We start from the raw sequence: 18501 nt of genomic DNA, 5'->3' as shown, positions 1-18501 counted from the left end.
GTCTGAAAACCATCTTTGTAATATTAATTTATAAAAAAATAATAGAGCACATATTCTTTCTTTATAAAGTTGTGTTGCAATTGGTTTGTTTTATAAATATTTATTCTTCAATAAGTAATGTTTTGGTTTAATAAAATACCATTTTATCCTTTAATATGATATTTGTCATTTTTAGTAAGAATTTAACCCTGTAGTTTTGCTTTGTAATTGAGGAATAGTATTCTCAATCTAAATCAAAGTAATTTTCTATTTATGGGTAATCTATCTCAGTCTCACAGAATTTTATTCCTTAACACACTTGCTTTTACAATTTGTTTTGCTTGTTGGACTTTAAACGGCGTTTTGATTACTTTTTTGGCTGATAAGGGAATATTTAATTTCACTGTTGTAGAAATTGGTTGGCTTTTAGGAATTCCAATTCTTTCAGGCTCTATATTCAGACTTCCAATCGGGATTTTAACGGATAAATATGGAGGGAAAGTTATTTTTTCTGCTTTATTATTACTTTGTTCAATTCCACTTTTTTTAATGCCGTTTGCAGATTCTTTCTGGACTTTTGCCATTCTTAGTTTTTTCTTTGGCTTAGTGGGAACAAGTTTTGCTGTCGGAATAGGTTATACCTCAATTTGGTATCCTAAAGAATGGCAAGGCAGGGCTTTAGGGATTTTCGGAATGGGAAATGCAGGCGCTGCAGTGACTACTTTTATAGCGCCAACCTTATTAAATACTTTATCAGAAGATGATCCTACTAATGGCTGGAAAATGCTTCCTGTTATTTACGGAGTAACATTAGTGCTTGTAGGAATCCTGTTTATTGTTTTTGCTAAAAACAAAACCAATCAGGTAGTATCAAAAACTATTGGCGAACTAATGTCGCCTCTTAAAAAAGCCAGAGTCTGGAGATTCGGTGCCTATTACTTCTTAGTTTTCGGATTTTTTGTTGCCTATTCGCAATGGCTTCTTCCAAACTTTGTGAATGTGTACGGTACAAGTTTAGTCTTGGGAGGAATGTTTGCCACAATGTTCAGTTTGCCGTCTGGCGTAATCAGAGCTCTAGGAGGCTATCTATCAGATAAATTCGGAGCTCGAAAAGTGATGTATTGGGTTTTAGGATCTTCAATAGTAATTAGCTTTTTGTTGATGTTTCCAAAGATGGAAATCATTACTGCTGGTCCTGGCGTTATGTCGCTTACCAACGGAACAGTTACAGAAATTACTGCAAATGAAATAATTGTAAACGGGAAAAAACATCAAATCAACAGTAAAAAAGATTTAGAAACTAACAGCGAATCTTCTGTTTTTCCTGTAAAGAAATCATGGCAAGAAATTGTTGTAGAGCAAAATCAGGAAGTTAAAAAGAAAGAATTATTAGCTCATGGCATTACCCAAATTAATTTCAGTGCCAATCTTTGGGTTTATCTCGTTCTGGTAATCCTGATAGGCATTTCTTGGGGAATTGGTAAAGCAGCAGTCTACAAACACATTCCAGAGTATTTTCCAAATGAAGTTGGTGTAGTAGGCGGAATGGTTGGTTTAATAGGCGGTTTAGGCGGGTTTTTAGGTCCCATAATCTTTGGATATCTCCTTACCTATACCGGACTCTGGACCAGTTCATGGATTTTTATATTTCTAGTTTCTGTGCTTTGTCTGGTATGGATGCACCGCACAATCATAAAAGCTATGAGAACAAAATCACCAAATTTTGTAAGACAAATAGAAGATAATCAATAATTTAAATAAAATAAAGATGAAAACTTGGTTAGAAAAATGGAACCCAGAAGATGAAGCATATTGGAATTCTGACGGAAGTAAAATAGCATGGAGAACTTTAATTATAACGACAATTACTTTAACATTATCATTTGCTTCCTGGTTTATGATGAGTGTTATTGCAGTAAAATTGCCAGGTTTGGGATTTAGTTTTTCTAAAGATCAGCTTTTTTGGTTAACAGCAATTCCAGGATTGGCGGCAGGGTTATTAAGAATTATTCACACCTTTCTGCTTCCAATATTTGGAACTCGTCATATTGTATCTTTTGCGACAGCAATTAAATTAATTCCCGTAATCGGAATTGGTTTTGCAATTATGGATGTAAATACCCCATTTTGGGTTTTTGCAGTTTTAGCATTTACTACAGGTTTTGGTGGAGGAGATTTTTCTTCTTATATGCCAAGTACAAGTTTGTTTTTTCCGCAAAGATTAAAAGGAACTGCTCTTGGGATTCAGGCAGGAATTGGAAACTTTGGAGTTTCTCTCGCACAATTTGTTACGCCTTTAGTAATTAGTGTCGGAATTTTTGGAGCTTCAACGGTATTTACGAGTATTGACCCAAAAGAAACCATAACGGTATTTGAAAATTCATCAGTGCAGAAACAAAAAGAAGTTTTTGCTTCTTTAGATACAGAAGTACAGGCTCGAATCTTATCAAATGTGAAAAAGAATATTGTAGATTCTGTTAGCACGGCAGTTAATTCTCAAGATAACGCAGTTATTTTTTCGTCACTTCCGCTTAAGGCTAAGGCAAAAGGAATTGCAAACGCTAACCCTAAATTAGCCGAAAAAGTACTGAACAATTTAAGCCCCGAAAATTCGGCTGTTAAAAACAAACCAATTTATCTGCAATCTGCTGCATTTTGGTTTGCGCCATTTTTAATACTTATGGCATTTGTAAGCTGGTTTTATTTAAAAAGTATTCCAATGAAAGCTTCTGTAAAAGAGCAATTAGATATTTTTTCGAATAAACATACCTGGTACTGTACAATTACTTATGTAATGACTTTTGGGACATTTGCAGGTTTGTCTGCAGCATTTCCTCTTATGATTAAATTTTTATATGGAGATTTTCCCAATGCACCAGATCCTTTGGTATATGCATTTTATGGGCCATTAATTGGTTCTGCCAGCAGAATAGCTTTCGGTTTTGTGGCCGATAAAGTAGGAGGTGCTATATTAACGACTATAACTGGCTTAGGAATTTTAGCAGGATCAATACTTTTAGTAACACAAGGTCTGGTAGCGCCGACAAGTATGGATCAGTTTCCGCTTTTTGTAACTGTAATTTTAGGTATGTTCTTTTTTACAGGTATTGGAAACGCAGGAACATTTAGACAATATCCAATTATTTTTAAAGAAAATCCGCGTCAGGCAGCGGGAGTAATTGGCTGGACTGCTGCGATTGCTGCTTTTGGACCTTTTATATTCTCTAAATTAATAGGCAATAATATTTCAGCAAATGGTACCGTAAATCAGTTTTTTATTGGTGTTTGTCTTTTTACCCTTTTAGCTACAGCTATTAACTGGTGGTTCTATAATCGTAAAAATTGCGAAAAACCAAGTTAAAATTACTAACCAATAAATTTTTAATTAAGGATGAAAAACAAAACATATAACACGAAAGCTTTGCTGGTCGCTTCGGCTGTTTCTATACTTACAGTTGTGTTTGTATTTTATGGTTCGAGAGAATTACAAAATTTTGATGCCGCACTTGTAACATACCTTTTTGGAACGATATTCGCCTTCTTCGGAATCGTTTACAGATACACCGTTTGGCTGCAGCGTCCTCCAACATGGATGTACTTTAAACGAAGTATAAAATTTCTATTTACTGGAAAAGTATTTTCTCATTTATGGTTTTTAGGAAAAGAATCGGTGCAGAATATTGTCATTCAGAAATTTATTTATCCACGAAGTAAATATCGCTGGTTTGCGCATTTTTGTATTGCATTAGGTTGTCTGTCTGCTTTTGCCATTACAATACCGCTTACATTTGGATGGATCCATTTTACATTGGCTCCTAATTCTATTTCGATTTATGAAGCACATTTTTTTGGATTTAAAATGATGGATTTTGAAATAGGATCGTTTCTTGCATTCTTAATATTTCATGCCTTAAACTGGTCTTCATGGCTTGTAATTATTGGCTCGGTTTATTATTTAAGAAGAAGATTAACCAATCCGGGATTAATTGCAACACAAACTTTTGAAGGCGATTTACTACCTCTAATTTTATTGATTGCAATTTCAGTAACGGGTTTATGTCTGACGTATTCCTATCAGTTTATGAAAGGATTTGCTTATGACTTCTTAGCTGTAATTCATGCTGTAACGGTTATCATGTTTTTGATTTGGATTCCCTTTGGAAAATTCTTCCACATTATTCAGCGTCCGGCACAAATTGGTGCACACATTTACAAACAGGAAGGCATTAAAAAAGGAATGGCCGTTTGTCCGCATACAGGAGAAGAGTTCGCAACAAAACTTCATATTGATGATTTAAAAATCGTGACCAATCAGTTGGGATTTGATTTTACACATGAAGATGGAACTTCTCATCTCGATTTAAGTCCAGAAGGTAAAAGATCAAGATTAGCTCAGGCACATTTAAAAGCCAGATCGCAAGGCGGTAAGTTATTTGGATAATTTAAAAGTTTCAGTTTTTAACGTTCCAAGTTTGTGCGAAACTTCAAACTTCAAATAAAAATATAGTTTCACTTTTTAGGTTTCCAAGTTGCACAATCTGTAGATAGCTTGAAACCTGAAACTTTAAACAAAAAAACAAAATAAGCATGGCAAAATTACCAGTATCAGCAGAAAAAATAATAGAAGTTTTCGGACCTCATAAAAATTACGCGCCTCTTGACGGTTATGAAGGAAGAGATGAACCAGATGAGGTTGTAAAAACACATTGTTGTTTTTGCGGAATGCAGTGCGGTATTCAATTATTAGTTAAAGAAAATAAGGTGGTTGGTTTTGAACCTTGGATGGAATTTCCTTTTAACGAAGGCCGTTTGTGTCCAAAAGGCGTACAACGTTATCTTCAGAACAATCATCCTGACCGACTTTTACATCCTATACAAAGAGTTGAAGGAAAAGGTTTTGAAAAAATATCATGGGATGCTGCAATGGATAAAACTGTTGCGGAAATAAAACGAATTCAGGAAAAATATGGAAAAGATGCTTTTTCAATGCTTTCAGGAGTATCACTGAGTAATGAAAAAAGTTATCTAGTCGGAAAATTTGCACGAGTAGCCCTTAAAACAAAGAATTTGGATTATAATGGAAGACTTTGCATGGTGAGCGCTGGTGCGGGCAATAAAAAAGCTTTTGGTTTAGATCGTGCTTCAAATAATTATTCAGACCTCGAATATGCCGAAGTTATTATTGTGACAGGAGCAAATATCAGTGAAACTTTTCCAACATTAACACACTGGATTTGGAAAGCAAGAGACCGTGGTGCCAAACTAATTGTAATTGATCCAAGAATGATTCCGCTAGCCAGAACAGCAGACATTCATTTGGATATAAGACCTGGAACAGATTCTGCTTTGTACGGTGCCATGTTGAAATATTTGGTAGATCACGACATGCTAGATCATGATTTTATAGATAATTACACATCAGGTTTTCAGGAAACGATAGACGCTGTGAAAGATTATACATTAGAATGGGCAGAGGAAATAACAGGCATTGATAAAAACAAAATTAAGGAAGCAGCAGAATTATGGGGTAAAGCTAAGACAAGTTTTTTACTTCATGCGCGAGGCATCGAACAGCATTCTAAAGGAGTAGATAATGTGGTCGGGTGTATCAATTTAGTTTTGGCTACAGGAAGAATTGGAAGACCTTATTGCGGATATGGAACAATAACCGGACAAGGAAATGGACAGGGTGGAAGGGAACACGGTCATAAATGCGACCAGTTGCCAGGGAATCGAGATATAGAAAACCCAGAACATCGCAAATACATTGCTGGAGTATGGGGGATCGATGAGAGAGATATGCCTGGAAAAGGACTTTCGGCTTATGAAATAATTGACGCTATTCATAGAGGAGAAATCAAAGGTTTACTTTCGATTTGTTTTAATCCATTAGTTTCTCTTCCAAATAATAGTTATGTGCGAGAGGCGCTGGAAAAGTTAGAGTTTTATGTTTGCATCGATTTCTTTTTAAATGAGACTGCTCGCCATGCCGATATTGTTTTGGCAGGTTCTTTACAGGAAGAAGAAGAAGGAACCACAACTTCTGCAGAAGGGCGTGTTATAAGAGTTAGACAAGCTGTAACGCCTCCAGGAGAAGCACGAACAGATACTTCTATACTATTAGAAATTGCCAAAAGACTGGGAGAGGAAGATAAATTTACCTATGACAATAGCGAAGCCATTTTTAATGAACTTCGCGTGGCTTCGAAAGGAGGTACAGCAGATTATTTCGGAATTTCTTATAAAAAAGTAGAAGATAATATGGGAGTTTTTTGGCCCTGCCCGACAGAAGACCATCCAGGAACTCCAAGGCTATGGGAAGATAAAAAGTTTAAAACTCCAGATGGGAAAGCGCATTTTAACCCAGCACCCTATAGATTGCCAAGTGAAGTGACAGATAATGCATATCCGATTACTTTGACTACTGGGCGAGTGGTTTCTCAATATTTAAGCGGAACACAAACCCGTAGAATTGGAAAATTAGTAGATCAATTTCCTGAGCCATTTGTAGAAATTCATCCAGATCTGGCAACAAAATACGGAATAAAACAAAGAGAATTAGTGAAGGTATCAACAAGAAGAGGAGAAGGAATTTTTCCAGCAAATATTGTAGAAACAATTAGGGAGGATACTGTTTTTGTACCTTATCACTGGCCAGGACTAAAATCAGCAAATCAATTAACTATTGCTACACTAGATCCTGTTTCTAAAATGCCTGAATTTAAAGTTTGTGCGTGCCAATTGGAACCACTGGGAACAATGGCTCCGCCTTCTAACGAATCTGATGCATATGCAAGCGTTTAATCTGTAAAAAAGAACTTATGAATTTAACCAATTTTAATACCAGCGAGGAATTTTTTGTAGATATGCAACGCTGTATTGGCTGTAAAGCCTGTGAAATGGCCTGTGCTGAATGTGAAACAAATGGTCAGCAAACTTTGATCAGTGTAAATTATGTTGATCGTGCTGCCACAATTCAAACCACAGTACAGGTTTGCATGCATTGCGAAGATCCGGTTTGTGCCAATGTTTGTCCTGCAGATGCTATTTCTCAGGACGAATTTGGAGTCGTGCACACCGCCAATACAGAAAGATGTATTGGCTGCTCAAATTGTGTAATGGCCTGCCCATTTGGGGTTCCAAAAAAAGTCGAAGAATACGATTTGATGATGAAATGTACAATGTGTTACGACAGAACAAGCGTGGGCAAAAAGCCAATGTGTGCAACCGTCTGTCCAAGTGGGGCTTTGTTTTACGGAACAAGAAATGAAATAGAAGAAATGAGACCCAATAGCACACCAATTAATAATTTCATTTTTGGCAAAGAGAAAGTTAAGACTAAAGTCAACATTATGATGCCAAAAGGAAGTACAGAATTAAGAATTTATTAAATATCGAGTCATGTCTAAAGAAGATAACTTAAATCAAAACTGGAAAAAAGATTTTCCAATAAAAAAACAAGAATCAACTCAAGTCAGCCGACGCGATTTTGCTAAATTTTTAACTTTTGTTTCTGGCGGATTAATGGTTGGAAGTGGTTTTGTAACTGCAAAAGCATTTTTATTGCCAAAAGAAGAAGTTCAGGGCGAGCATTTTATTTGCAATAAAGAAGATGTTCCTGTAGGCGGTACAAGAGGTTTTGTTTTGGAAGGGAGTACGATTCCGTATATTTTGATTCACTTAGAAAATGGTGAGTTTAAAGCATACGAACAAAAGTGTACACATCTTTCTTGTTCCGTATTCTACAAACCTGGAACTGGGATTATACATTGTCCTTGTCACGAAGGTTCATTTGATGCCATGACGGGAGATGTAATCGCAGGACCACCGCCAAGAGCTTTGCCACAATTAGAAGTGATTTTTAAAGAAAATGCTGTTTTTGTGAAAGCATTTATTGAGAAAAAGGATAGCTAAAAAATAAAGATATGAGTAATTTTAGAACAGGCCAGAACAATTCAAACCCAAATAAGTTGAATAACATACTTTCAACACTTATATTTATTTTAATTTTAAACGTCAGTATACAAATATGGCTTTTGTATGCTTCTCTAAATAATGCATTAGATAACAATAAAGAAATTTTAATACCAGCATTTATCGCTTCGGCAATCCTGTTTCTTATTGGTTTTTCATGGTTGTATTATCTTCCTAAGGGAAATTTCAAAAAAGAAAGAAAATAAAATCCTTAATTTCTTAAAGATATTTTGGTTTTTTCTAAATCAATTAACGGTAAATGCATTAAATTTATATTTTTTAAAAGAATTAAGATTATTAATAATTCAAACTAAGTAAAAGTACTTATATTTGTGATAAGTATTTTTTGCTTTTTAATACATACCGATAATGATTAAAGTTGAAGAAGCCATAGCAATTATTGAAGCGAATAGTACTAAAATGCCTTTGAAAAGTATTCCTGTCAGCAAAGCACTGGGATATGTTTTAGCAGAAAAAGTAATTTCGCCAATCAATATGCCACCATTTCGCCAATCGGCTATGGACGGATACGCATTTAAGCACGGCATTCGACATCAATATGATATTGTTGGTATTTCGCAAGCTGGAGATCATTCCAATTTCAAATTGAAACCGACAGAAGCTGTTCGTATTTTTACTGGTGCTTATGTTCCTAATGATGCAGATACCGTGGTTATGCAGGAACATGTCATGGCAAGCGAAGATTCAATTTTGATTGCAAAAATGCCAGAACCATTTTCCAATGTAAGAAACAAAGGCGAACAGATAAAAGCAAATGATGTTGTTTTCGAAGCTAATACATTGATTACGCCGGCGGCAATTGGTTTTTTAGCGTGTTTAGGAATTACAGAAATAACAGTTTATAAAAAACCAAAAGTGGCTATTTTAGTCACAGGAAATGAATTAGTAAAACCAGGAAAAAAACTTTCAAAAGGTAAAATTTACGAAAGTAACTCTTTAATGCTTCAAGCTGCACTGCAGACTATTGGAATTAATAAAATTAAAGTTCATACTGTTAAAGACAATTTAAAAGCAACAAAAAAAGCATTGCAGTCTATTCTGAAAAAGAATGATATTGTGCTTATATCTGGCGGAATTTCTGTTGGGGATTATGATTTTGTAAAAGAAGCATTGTTGAAGAATGGAGTAGAAGAGCTTTTTTACAAGATTAATCAAAAACCTGGAAAACCAATGTTTTTTGGTTCTAAAAAAGATACTTTGGTTTTTGCGCTACCTGGAAACCCAGCCTCGTCTCTGACTAATTTTTATATTTATGTATATCCAGCAGTCAATAACAGAATGGGTTTTTCTAATACACATTTACAAAAGATTGTTCGAAAATTAGACAACGACATTGTAAATAACACAGGTAAAACACTTTTTTTAAAAGCATTATATAATGAAACAAGTGTTGAAATTTTAGATGGACAAAGTTCTGCAATGCTAAATTCTTTTGCTGTAGCGAATGGATTAGTAATAGTACCAGAAGATGTTGAAAATATCAAAAAAGGCGAGTCGGTAACGATTCTACCAATTGATTAGAGTTTTTTAGATAGAATAAAGAATAAAGAATAAAGAATAAAGAATAAAGAATAAAGAATAAAGAATAAAGAATAAAGAATAAAGATTTTTGCATAAAAAACGAAAAGCGCTATATAAATAAAAACACATAGCAATAAACTTGAAACTTTAAACTTGAAACAAATAAAACAAAATACATGAATCTCCTAACTTCCGAAAATATACTATTATTCAGTTTTGCCTTAATTATAATAGCATTTTTATATTCAAGTGTAGGGCACGGCGGAGCATCGGGATATTTGGCATTGATGAGCATTTTTGCTTTTCCGGTTTCGGTAATGAAGCCATCGGCTTTGCTGTTGAATTTGTTTGTTTCGAGTATTTCATTTTTGTTTTATTATAAAAACAATTATTTCAAACCAAAGCTCTTTTATCCGTTTGCAATAGCATCGATTCCAGCGGCATTTATTGGCGGTTTTATAACCTTAGATAATACGATTTATAAAATTGTTTTAGGTATTGTATTGGTTTTTGCGGCATTGAGATTGTTTGGAGTTTTTAATTTTAAAGAAAAAGAAGAAGTAAAAATAAATCTTCCATTTGCTTTGGCAATTGGTTTTGCCATCGGATTATTATCTGGAATGCTAGGAATTGGCGGCGGAATTATATTAAGTCCGATTCTGTTATTTTTAGGATGGGCATCAGTAAAAGAATCGGCAGCAATATCGAGTTTATTCATTTTTGTGAATTCATTTGCGGGAATGATGGGATTCTTTTTAGGAGGAAAAACAATTCCGATGGAAAGTTTCTATCTCGTTCCAATTGCTGTAGTAGGAGGAATGTTAGGAGGTTTTTACGGAAGTGGATCTTTCTCCAACAGAACATTAAAAATGGTATTAGGAACAGTGATTTTAATGGCAAGTGTTAAATTGATTTTTCCTTGAAAATAAAATTGAATTTAACCGCAAAGCACGCAAGGTTTTGTAAAAGCGGTTTTTAAAATAGTAAAGTTCGCAAAGCTTTGCGAACTTAATTTAAAAGTTAAATGAATAAAAAACTTAGCGCGCTTTGCGGTAAAAAAAAAACTCATTGCAACTTAAAAACCTGAAACAAAAAAGACCATGGAAACACTAACAGTATTTATTCTTTGCGGAGGAAAAAGCACCAGAATGCAGTCAGAAAAAGGATTGGTTTTGTTTCAAGATAAACCTTTTATTGAGCATATCATTCAGGCGATTTTGCCTATTACAGATCAAATTAAACTAATTACGGGATCAAAAGAATACGATTATTTACCTTATCAAAAAATACAGGATTTAGTTGTAGACAAAGGGCCTCTGGGCGGAATTTACACCGCTTTATCACATTCTGAAACCGAATTCAATTTGATTTTAAGCTGTGATATTCCGTTAATTTCAACCGAATTATTGCAGGAATTAATTTCAAAACATACGCAAGAAGCAGGAATTACAGTTTTTGCTTCCGAAAGTAAAACCCATCCGTTAATCGGAATTTATTCAAAAAACATTGTTCCAGTTATAAAAGAAGCAATTGATTCTAATGAATTAAAATTGATGGATCTGCTAGCCAAACTGCCACATCAGATTATCAATATAGAAGAAAGCGAGAACTTTCATTTAACCAATATTAATTCGGCCGACGAGTTAAACGACCTGAATATCAATTTAACTTAAAAGACTATGCGAAATTTAAAAACACCAAAATTGACGATTGTAGGAGCAGGTCCTGGCGACGTTGAATTAATTACTATAAAAGCCATAAAAGCTTTAAAAAGTGCCGATGTGGTTTTGTACGATGCTTTAGTAAACGAAGAATTACTGGAATATACATCGAATGCAGAAATTGTTTTTGTTGGAAAACGTTTGGGCTGTCATGCTTACACACAAGACCAGATTAACGAATTGATTGTTTCTATGGCAAATCGTTATGGACATGTTGTACGTTTAAAAGGCGGAGATCCGTTTGTTTTTGGAAGAGGAAGTGAAGAAATCGAATTTGCAGAAGATTTCGGAATCGAGACGGCTATTGTCCCTGGAATTTCATCTGCTTTAGGAGTTCCTGCTTCAGTCGGAATCAGTTTGACACAACGCAAAGTTGCCGAAAGTTTTTGGGTTATTACAGGAACGACTTCAGATCATAAATTATCAAAAGATATTTTGTTAGCATCAAAATCGGCAGCAACGGTGGTTATTTTAATGGGAATGCATAAATTAGACGAAATCATTTCGATCTATCAAGAAAACAGAAATGACGATCTACCCATTGCGATTATCCAGAATGGAACAAAAAACTCAGAGCAAAAAGTAATTGGAACTATCAATACAATTACTAAATTGGTGGCTGAAAAAAATATATCATCGCCTGCCATTATTGTAATTGGCGAAGTAGTAAGAAATACATCAAGTTGGATTTCGTATTTTCAAGAACACTTTGAAGACGAATTTATTTTTCAGAATTTAAATTTATAAAAATGATCGAGGTTAAATATTTTGGAGCTGTTGCTGAAAAAACAAAATGTGAATTCGAAAAATTATCTTTTTTGGAAGAATTGTCATTGCAGCAACTATTACAGGATTTAAACGAAAAATACGAGTTTGATTCGCTGACTTTCAGCGTTGCTGTAAATCAGAAAATAGTTTCTAAAACTTCAGATTATACTTTACATACTAGTGATATTGTAGCATTATTGCCACCATTTGCCGGAGGCTAAAACCAAACCTAATGAGCGAAACTTCACGATATAACAGACAAATTATTCTTCCTGAAATAGGAGAGGATGGCCAGTACAAATTGCTGAAATCTAAAGTTTTGGTTATTGGTGCAGGAGGTTTGGGAGCCGCAATTCTGCCTTATTTGGCAGGTGCAGGAGTTGGTGAAATCGGAATTGTTGATGATGATTTTATCGAAATTTCGAACCTTCATAGACAGGTAATTTATAAAAGTTCAGCAGTTGGAAAATCAAAAGCAGCTGAAGCAAAAGCGATGATTTTAGAACTGAATCCGCTTATTAAAGTGAATGTTTTTGCAGAAAAGTTATCGGCAAAAAATGCTATTTCGCTGTTTGAAAACTATGATATTATTGTTGATGCAACAGATAATATTGCAATTAAATATTTGATTAATGATGCTTGTCTCGCAACCCATAAACCAATGGTTTACGGATCTATTTTTAGATTTCAAGGACAAGTTTCGGTTTTCAATTATCAAAACGGACCAACCTATCGCTGCTTATATCCAGATGAAAATAATAGTGCATTAAATTGCGAAGATGCTGGTGTAATAGGAGTTTCGGTTGGAATTATTGGAATGTTTCAAGCGAATGAAGTCATAAAAATGATTCTAGGAGTTGGAGAAGTTTTAAGCGGAAAGATTCTGGTTTATAATATTTTGAAAAATGAGCAACAGAAATATGATTTCGAAAAAAGTTCAGAACTAGAAATGACCAAAGAAGATTTTGAAAAGAAATATAATTCATTTGAAGATCAGGTTGAAGAAATAAAATTTGAGCTTATTTTGGATGAAATAGAAAACGATAAGGTTCTTTTTTTAGATGTTCGAAATGAAGACGAACTACCAAAAATAAATTTGAAAAACAGTCTTCAGATTCCGTTGGTAAATCTAGAAAATGAAATTAAAAAACTGAATTTAAATCAAACTATTTACGTTTTTTGCCAATCTGGAATAAGAAGTAAAATAGCAGCTGAATTGCTTCAAAAACATCAATTTAAAAATATAAAAAGCATTGCTGGTGGTGCTTTAGCGATGAAACAATTATTAGAAACGGAGATAAATTTATAGGCCACAGATTTTAAGGATTAAAAAGGATTATAAGTTAGCATGTCACCCTGAGCGAAGTCGAAGGGAGTTCCAATTGGACGTGGGCTTCGACTTCGCTCAGCCTGACAAAAGAAAAAGAAAAAAATCCTTTTAATCTGTGTAATCTGTGGCAAAAAAAACATAAAAATGAGTAAAAATGTATTTGTAGAAGGGCCAATTGCTCCTGAATTTATAGCGGAATCGATCGCTAAACATCAATCAAAACATACAATTGGAGCGCATAATATTTTTCTGGGACAAGTCCGTGCCGATGTTATTCACGACAATACTGTCGTAGCAATCGATTATTCGGCGTATACAGACATGGCAAATGAAGCTTTGTATGCAATCCGCGAAAAAGCGTTTGCTAAATTCGATTTAACCTGCATGCACATTTACCACAGTTTAGGCGTTGTAAAAGCAGGCGAAATCTGTCTATTTGTTTTTGTTTCGGCAACACGTCGCAAACAAGTTTATGAAGCTACAGAAGCCATTGTAAACTGGATTAAAACCGATGTTCCGATTTTTGGCAAAGAAATGTTCGAAAACGATACATTCACTTGGAAACAAAATACCTAAGAAATTATAATGGTAGATATTACGCATAAAATAAGCACTTTAAGAGTCGCAACAGCAACCGCAATTGTAAAAGTCAGCAAGCAAGAAACAATTGATGCTGTTGTCAACAATTTAGTGCCAAAAGGAAACGTGTTTGAAATGGCCAAAACGGCTGGACTGTTTGCGGTAAAAAACACCCATTTGTCCATTCCAGATTGTCATCCGCTTCCAATTGAATTTACTTCTGTAGAGTACAATATCGAAGATTTAAATATTCATATTATTTTCAAAGTAAAGACCGTTTACAAAACTGGAGTTGAGGTTGAAGCGATGCACGGTGCATCAATTGTAGCATTGACAATGTACGATATGCTAAAGCCAATTGACAAAGAAATCGAAATTTCGACTATTAAATTAATCAATAAAGAAGGCGGAAAATCGTCTTTCAAAAATAAATTCCCGAATGTAATTAAAGCGGCAGTTTTCGTTTGTTCCGATTCGATTTTTGCGGGCGAAAAAGAAGATCGTTCTGGAAAAACAATTGTAGAAAAACTGGATTCATACGGAGTTGAAACTTCGCATTACGAAATCATTCCAGATGAATTGGATATTATTCAGGAAAAAACAAAAGCTTTCGCTAAAGATAATCAGTTGGTTATTTTTACAGGCGGAACTGGATTATCTCCAAGAGATGTTACGCCAGAAGCTTTAGAACCATTATTAGAAAGTAGAATTCCAGGAATCGAAGAAGCCATTCGCAGTTACGGTCAGCAGAGAATGCCATATGCAATGCTTTCTAGAAGTGTTGCGGGCACTTTAGGTAAAAGTCTAGTTTTGGCTTTGCCAGGTTCAACAAATGGCGTAAGAGAATCAATGGATGCTGTTTTTCCGCACGTAATGCACGTTTTTCATATTTTAAAAGGAAAAAATCATGACAGCCTCTAACACTATTTTGACGGATGGTTTTGGGCGCAAGCATAATTATCTGCGCATTTCGCTGCTGGAAAAATGCAACCTGCGTTGTACGTATTGTATGCCAGCGGATGGGATCGCCTTATCTCCAAAAACCAGTTTAATGACGGCTGATGAGATTTTTGCAATTGCCGAAACTTTCGTGAAAAATGGTGTTGACAAAATAAGATTAACAGGTGGAGAACCTTTGCTGAGAAAGGATTTTCCTCAAATTGTTTCAAAATTATCAGAGCTTGGCATTTCACTTTCTATGACGACAAACGGAATCTTAGTTGATCGCCATATTGATGTTTTAAAGCAGTTTAAAGTCAAAAAAATTAATTTGAGTTTAGACACTTTAGTTGCTTCTAAATTTGCTTCTATAACGCTTAGAAACCAGTTTGAAAAGGTAATTGACAATCTGCATTTGCTTTTAAATCACGATTTTAAGGTAAAAGTAAATGTGGTTTTGATGAAAGGTTTCAATGATAATGAAATTGTAGATTTTGTAGAACTGACTCAGTTTCTGCCTATTTCGGTTCGTTTTATTGAATTTATGCCTTTTGCCGGAAACGAGTGGGACAGAAGCAAAATGGTTTCGCAACAAGAAATTTTATCTTTAGTTGGAACTCCATTTTCTTCAGAAGAAATTCTGAAATTAGAAGACGAAAAAAACTTCACTTCCAGAAATTATAAAATTAAAGGGTTCCAAGGCGATTTCGGAATCATCAGTTCGATTACAAATCCGTTTTGTGACAGCTGCAACCGTATCCGCTTGACGGCAGACGGAAAAATAAAAAACTGCCTTTTCTCTAATTCAGAAACCGATTTACTGACTGCTTTTAGAAATGGAGAATCGATTACCGAGTTAATTTCAGAATCCATTCAAAACAAAAAGAAAGTCCGCGCGGGAATGGTTACGATGGATGAAATGGACGATCCTAAAAAACACTTTGACAATCGCAGTATGATTGCGATTGGGGGATAGGAGTTATGAGTTATGAATTGTGAGTTATGAATTGTGAGTTATGAGTTATGAGTTATGAGTTATGAGTTATGAGTTATGAGTTATGAGTTATGAGTGACTCATCGTTATAAGTCCTTCGACTTCGCTCGGGATGACATAAGGTTTGTCTGGCTGAGCGAAGTCGAAGCCTTAACCTCCTAGTTTTATCATAGAAATCAGAATGACAAACTGTATGTGACATTGCTAATGAAAATAAAAAAAAGGTTTAACTTTTTTAAAGTCTAACCTTTCTCAAAACTATTTTTTCTTTTTAGCTTTTGTTTTTTTCTGAGCTTTTGCTTTTTTATCAGCAATTTTCTTCGCTTTCGCTTTTTTAGCCTTTTCTTTTTTCTTTTCGGCTGCTTTTAGTTTTGCTTTTTTCTCTTTTTCTAATTTTTTGATAACAGCTTTAATCGCTTTTTCTCTTTTCTTTTCTTTCTCTTTTTTTGCTTTAAGTTTAGCTTTTAGCTTTGATTTTATGTCGTTTTTCTCTTTGCCAATTTTTTCAACAGTTACAACAGGTTTGCTTTCTGCAACCTCATTGGTTTTAATTTCTACAATCTCAGAAACGATAGGTTCTGTTTTTGCAGATGTTGTTGCAGGTTTTTTTACCGTAGGTCTTGGTGCTGTTTTAGAAGCTGCTCTTACAGGTGTTTTTGCAGCAGTTTTAACAGTCGCTGCGGGTGCTTTTGCAGCAGCCGTTCTTGTTGTAGCTGTTTTTGCAGTTGCTGGTTTTACTGCAGTCCTAGTAGTTCTTTTAATTGTTGTCTTAGTTTCTGGTTGTATTTCTGTAGTGCTTTCTACAGCTGTTTCTGCCGGAACATCGGTAGCTTTATCAGCAGAAGATTGTGTTGTTCTTTTTATCATAACTGTATTTTTTATTAAATAAATAGATCTTAACCAAGTGGTTTTAAAGCTTTTGAAGTATAATGCTTTAACGTAAATTCTTAGTTAAGCTAAATATACGCAATTTTTAAATACAGAAATAGTAGAACTTATTAATTTTCAACTGTTTCCAAAATTCTAAAATTGCTTTTTGGTGCTTCACAAAGAGAACAGCAATACGTTTCTGGAAGATTTTCAAACAAAAGACCTTTTGGAATTCCCTGAGTTTCGTCTCCATATTCTGAATTATAAAGCGTTAAGCATTCCTGACATTGGTAAATATCCTGTTGTGGTTTTTCTTTTTTCTGTTGTTTTTCGGTTGTTTCAGATGTTGTGTTTCCTAGTTCTTCAAAATATTTTCGGCTTAATTCAATTAAAATAGTTGGCAGTTCGAGCTTATCAATATCTTGTGAATGCACGATATATTCGCGAGTATTTGGATCGAAATTCTTGGCGAACAATACATTATAAGTATCTCTGATTTTTATGGATTCTAAAGCTATCGGAAGTTCATTCTTTTCGATGACAATCGAAGTAAAATAATGCCCGTCACGATTGTATTCTGAAATTCCGAAATTTAATCCATACGTACTGATATCAAATTGATCTAATGTTCTAACCAAAAAAGTTTTTAGATTTAAAGCCCATTCCATCGCAACGGGTAAATGCCAATTCAATTCTAGTAGTGAATGTCGAACATTGATGCCGCGTTTTCCTAAGAATTTTTCCCATTCTAGTTTTCGGTCTTTCGGGATTCCTTTTATGATAAAAGATTTCCAAGGCGTGATACAGATTTTCCCGATTTTGCATTCAAAACATAGATCGCACATTTCTTTCAGGAAATCCAAATCGTATAAATTGTTTCTCCAGTATAATCCCAGCCAATATTGATCAATTCCCATTCTGTTCATTCCTTCGTAATACGGAAATGGGTAAAAAGGGATATTCAGTGGTTTGTCAATTGTTCTGTTGTTGGTGTCTAAAGCTTCGCTGACCAAGGTAAAAAGCAGTTCGATATCAATTGTATCTTCTTCGGAAATTTTTTCGATTTCGTAATAAATCTTAGCCAAATCCCAACTGTAAATTAAAACAGGATAAACTTCTATTTTTTCCCATTTTGGAAGACGAATGTATAAATACCAATAATCTTCATGTTCTGAAGCAATGAAATTCAAATGACCTGTAAACAAAGGGACTAATTGCTGCTTCGGATCAGTTATATTAACTTTTAATTTTGGCTGTTCTTTAAATTCTTCCAAAATATATAAAAATCTATTTCCAGTAAGCCAATTGGTATTTCTGAAAATGTCTGTCGAAACATAAGAAGAAACAATATTGTTGCCGCTTTTTTGATCTGGAAAAACAAAATGATGCTTTCCTAAAGTATTTTTATCCAAAGATTTAAATCCTTTAGGAAAAATAATATCTTGTCTAGAACCAAACGAAATTGAATCCAAACCTTCTTCCAAAGCGATGTTTACAACTTCCTTAAGTTCTCCTGGCGAAATAACGCCTCCTTTTACTATTAATCTAGTTAGTTCCATTTTTTCTTTTTGTTTCAGGTTTTCTTTGTTTCAGGTTTCAAGTTGCTTTACTTTGAACATAAATTTTACCGCAAAGTTCGCAAAGGTTTTTCGCAAAGTTTCGCAAAGTTTTTTTATTTTATAATAAGTTGCCAAAGTTCACAAAGCTTTGGGTAAAGATTTTAGCGCATAGCTTTACGAACTTTTTTCGATAGAAAACAATTTTAAGCAGAGAATATTATTCTTTGCGAAACTTTGCGAAAAACC

The 18501-nt window shown here is 34.4% G+C and carries 18 protein-coding genes; 16 read left to right on the top strand and 2 right to left on the bottom strand.

The annotated features are described in order from the left end of the window. Positions 1-252: 252 nt before the first annotated feature. From AC3Y25_RS08855 to moaA, 16 genes are all read left to right on the top strand, one after another. Positions 253-1731 carry an MFS transporter gene (locus AC3Y25_RS08855; protein ID WP_489902486.1) on the top strand — a complete coding sequence of 493 codons (1479 nt, stop codon included), beginning with the start codon at positions 253-255 and terminating at the stop codon, positions 1729-1731. A 16-nt stretch (positions 1732-1747) separates the two neighbouring features. Then, complete coding sequence (locus tag AC3Y25_RS08850) at positions 1748-3340, top strand: magnesium transporter MgtE N-terminal domain-containing protein (RefSeq protein ID WP_489902485.1); 1593 nt, start codon at positions 1748-1750, stop codon at positions 3338-3340. Positions 3341-3370: 30 nt separating this feature from the next. Next, positions 3371-4420 carry an MFS transporter gene (locus AC3Y25_RS08845; RefSeq protein WP_489902484.1) on the top strand — a complete coding sequence of 350 codons (1050 nt, stop codon included), beginning with the start codon at positions 3371-3373 and terminating at the stop codon, positions 4418-4420. A gap of 146 nt (positions 4421-4566) precedes the next feature. Further along, a complete protein-coding gene (locus AC3Y25_RS08840) occupies positions 4567-6783 on the top strand; it encodes a molybdopterin oxidoreductase family protein (protein ID WP_489902483.1) in 2217 nt (738 codons plus the stop codon). A 17-nt stretch (positions 6784-6800) separates the two neighbouring features. Next, positions 6801-7370, top strand: coding sequence for a 4Fe-4S dicluster domain-containing protein (locus AC3Y25_RS08835; RefSeq protein ID WP_379795274.1), 570 nt, complete (start codon positions 6801-6803; stop codon positions 7368-7370). Positions 7371-7380: 10 nt separating this feature from the next. After that, positions 7381-7893: a Rieske (2Fe-2S) protein gene (locus AC3Y25_RS08830; protein ID WP_379795275.1), complete on the top strand. Its 513-nt coding sequence runs from the start codon at positions 7381-7383 to the stop codon at positions 7891-7893. An 11-nt stretch (positions 7894-7904) separates the two neighbouring features. Further along, the gene (locus AC3Y25_RS08825; RefSeq protein ID WP_379795276.1) at positions 7905-8159 is read left to right on the top strand and encodes a DUF6755 family protein; all 255 of its coding nucleotides are present in this window, start codon (positions 7905-7907) and stop codon (positions 8157-8159) included. Positions 8160-8322: 163 nt separating this feature from the next. Further along, complete coding sequence (locus tag AC3Y25_RS08820; RefSeq protein ID WP_489902482.1) at positions 8323-9495, top strand: molybdopterin molybdotransferase MoeA; 1173 nt, start codon at positions 8323-8325, stop codon at positions 9493-9495. Between the two features lie 176 nt (positions 9496-9671). Beyond that, complete coding sequence (locus tag AC3Y25_RS08815; RefSeq protein ID WP_489902481.1) at positions 9672-10418, top strand: sulfite exporter TauE/SafE family protein; 747 nt, start codon at positions 9672-9674, stop codon at positions 10416-10418. 177 nt (positions 10419-10595) lie between these two features. Further along, positions 10596-11168 carry a molybdenum cofactor guanylyltransferase gene (locus AC3Y25_RS08810; protein WP_489902480.1) on the top strand — a complete coding sequence of 191 codons (573 nt, stop codon included), beginning with the start codon at positions 10596-10598 and terminating at the stop codon, positions 11166-11168. Between the two features lie 6 nt (positions 11169-11174). Further along, positions 11175-11963 (top strand): uroporphyrinogen-III C-methyltransferase, encoded by a 789-nt coding sequence (gene cobA / locus AC3Y25_RS08805; protein WP_489902479.1) that lies wholly within the window; start codon positions 11175-11177, stop codon positions 11961-11963. A 2-nt stretch (positions 11964-11965) separates the two neighbouring features. Further along, positions 11966-12205, top strand: coding sequence for a MoaD/ThiS family protein (locus AC3Y25_RS08800; RefSeq protein WP_489902478.1), 240 nt, complete (start codon positions 11966-11968; stop codon positions 12203-12205). A gap of 11 nt (positions 12206-12216) precedes the next feature. After that, positions 12217-13293 (top strand): molybdopterin-synthase adenylyltransferase MoeB, encoded by a 1077-nt coding sequence (gene moeB / locus AC3Y25_RS08795; protein WP_489902477.1) that lies wholly within the window; start codon positions 12217-12219, stop codon positions 13291-13293. A gap of 165 nt (positions 13294-13458) precedes the next feature. Further along, positions 13459-13890, top strand: coding sequence for a molybdenum cofactor biosynthesis protein MoaE (locus tag AC3Y25_RS08790; RefSeq protein WP_035648088.1), 432 nt, complete (start codon positions 13459-13461; stop codon positions 13888-13890). A 9-nt stretch (positions 13891-13899) separates the two neighbouring features. Continuing rightward, positions 13900-14814 (top strand): bifunctional molybdenum cofactor biosynthesis protein MoaC/MoaB, encoded by a 915-nt coding sequence (gene moaCB, locus AC3Y25_RS08785; protein ID WP_489902476.1) that lies wholly within the window; start codon positions 13900-13902, stop codon positions 14812-14814. Further along, the gene (gene moaA, locus AC3Y25_RS08780) at positions 14801-15808 is read left to right on the top strand and encodes a GTP 3',8-cyclase MoaA (RefSeq protein WP_489902475.1); all 1008 of its coding nucleotides are present in this window, start codon (positions 14801-14803) and stop codon (positions 15806-15808) included. Before moaCB ends, moaA begins: the two co-directional genes overlap by 14 nt. Before the next feature lie 276 nt (positions 15809-16084). Here moaA and AC3Y25_RS08775 read toward each other — a convergent pair whose 3' ends face one another. Together AC3Y25_RS08775 and AC3Y25_RS08770 are read right to left on the bottom strand one after the other, a co-directional pair. Next, positions 16085-16693 carry a hypothetical protein gene (locus AC3Y25_RS08775; RefSeq protein ID WP_489902474.1) on the bottom strand — a complete coding sequence of 203 codons (609 nt, stop codon included), beginning with the start codon at positions 16691-16693 and terminating at the stop codon, positions 16085-16087. A 131-nt stretch (positions 16694-16824) separates the two neighbouring features. After that, entirely contained in the window at positions 16825-18255 is a 1431-nt protein-coding gene (locus AC3Y25_RS08770) for a rubredoxin (protein WP_489902473.1), read from the bottom strand. Positions 18256-18501: the final 246 nt, after the last annotated feature.

It is taken from the genome of Flavobacterium sp. LK-23 (genome assembly GCF_058135255.1).
This window is presented reverse-complemented; position numbering and strand designations above follow the sequence as displayed.

Coding starts and splice junctions, on each gene's coding strand:
- AC3Y25_RS08845 (WP_489902484.1), top strand. CDS start 3,371: ATGAAAAACAAAACATATAACACGAAAGCTTTGCTGGTCGCTTCGGCT.
- AC3Y25_RS08850 (WP_489902485.1), top strand. CDS start 1,748: ATGAAAACTTGGTTAGAAAAATGGAACCCAGAAGATGAAGCATATTGG.
- moaA (WP_489902475.1), top strand. CDS start 14,801: ATGACAGCCTCTAACACTATTTTGACGGATGGTTTTGGGCGCAAGCAT.
- AC3Y25_RS08775 (WP_489902474.1), bottom strand. CDS start 16,693: ATGATAAAAAGAACAACACAATCTTCTGCTGATAAAGCTACCGATGTT.
- moaCB (WP_489902476.1), top strand. CDS start 13,900: ATGGTAGATATTACGCATAAAATAAGCACTTTAAGAGTCGCAACAGCA.
- AC3Y25_RS08830 (WP_379795275.1), top strand. CDS start 7,381: ATGTCTAAAGAAGATAACTTAAATCAAAACTGGAAAAAAGATTTTCCA.
- AC3Y25_RS08770 (WP_489902473.1), bottom strand. CDS start 18,255: ATGGAACTAACTAGATTAATAGTAAAAGGAGGCGTTATTTCGCCAGGA.
- AC3Y25_RS08790 (WP_035648088.1), top strand. CDS start 13,459: ATGAGTAAAAATGTATTTGTAGAAGGGCCAATTGCTCCTGAATTTATA.
- cobA (WP_489902479.1), top strand. CDS start 11,175: ATGCGAAATTTAAAAACACCAAAATTGACGATTGTAGGAGCAGGTCCT.
- AC3Y25_RS08810 (WP_489902480.1), top strand. CDS start 10,596: ATGGAAACACTAACAGTATTTATTCTTTGCGGAGGAAAAAGCACCAGA.
- moeB (WP_489902477.1), top strand. CDS start 12,217: ATGAGCGAAACTTCACGATATAACAGACAAATTATTCTTCCTGAAATA.
- AC3Y25_RS08820 (WP_489902482.1), top strand. CDS start 8,323: ATGATTAAAGTTGAAGAAGCCATAGCAATTATTGAAGCGAATAGTACT.
- AC3Y25_RS08835 (WP_379795274.1), top strand. CDS start 6,801: ATGAATTTAACCAATTTTAATACCAGCGAGGAATTTTTTGTAGATATG.
- AC3Y25_RS08840 (WP_489902483.1), top strand. CDS start 4,567: ATGGCAAAATTACCAGTATCAGCAGAAAAAATAATAGAAGTTTTCGGA.
- AC3Y25_RS08855 (WP_489902486.1), top strand. CDS start 253: ATGGGTAATCTATCTCAGTCTCACAGAATTTTATTCCTTAACACACTT.
- AC3Y25_RS08815 (WP_489902481.1), top strand. CDS start 9,672: ATGAATCTCCTAACTTCCGAAAATATACTATTATTCAGTTTTGCCTTA.
- AC3Y25_RS08800 (WP_489902478.1), top strand. CDS start 11,966: ATGATCGAGGTTAAATATTTTGGAGCTGTTGCTGAAAAAACAAAATGT.
- AC3Y25_RS08825 (WP_379795276.1), top strand. CDS start 7,905: ATGAGTAATTTTAGAACAGGCCAGAACAATTCAAACCCAAATAAGTTG.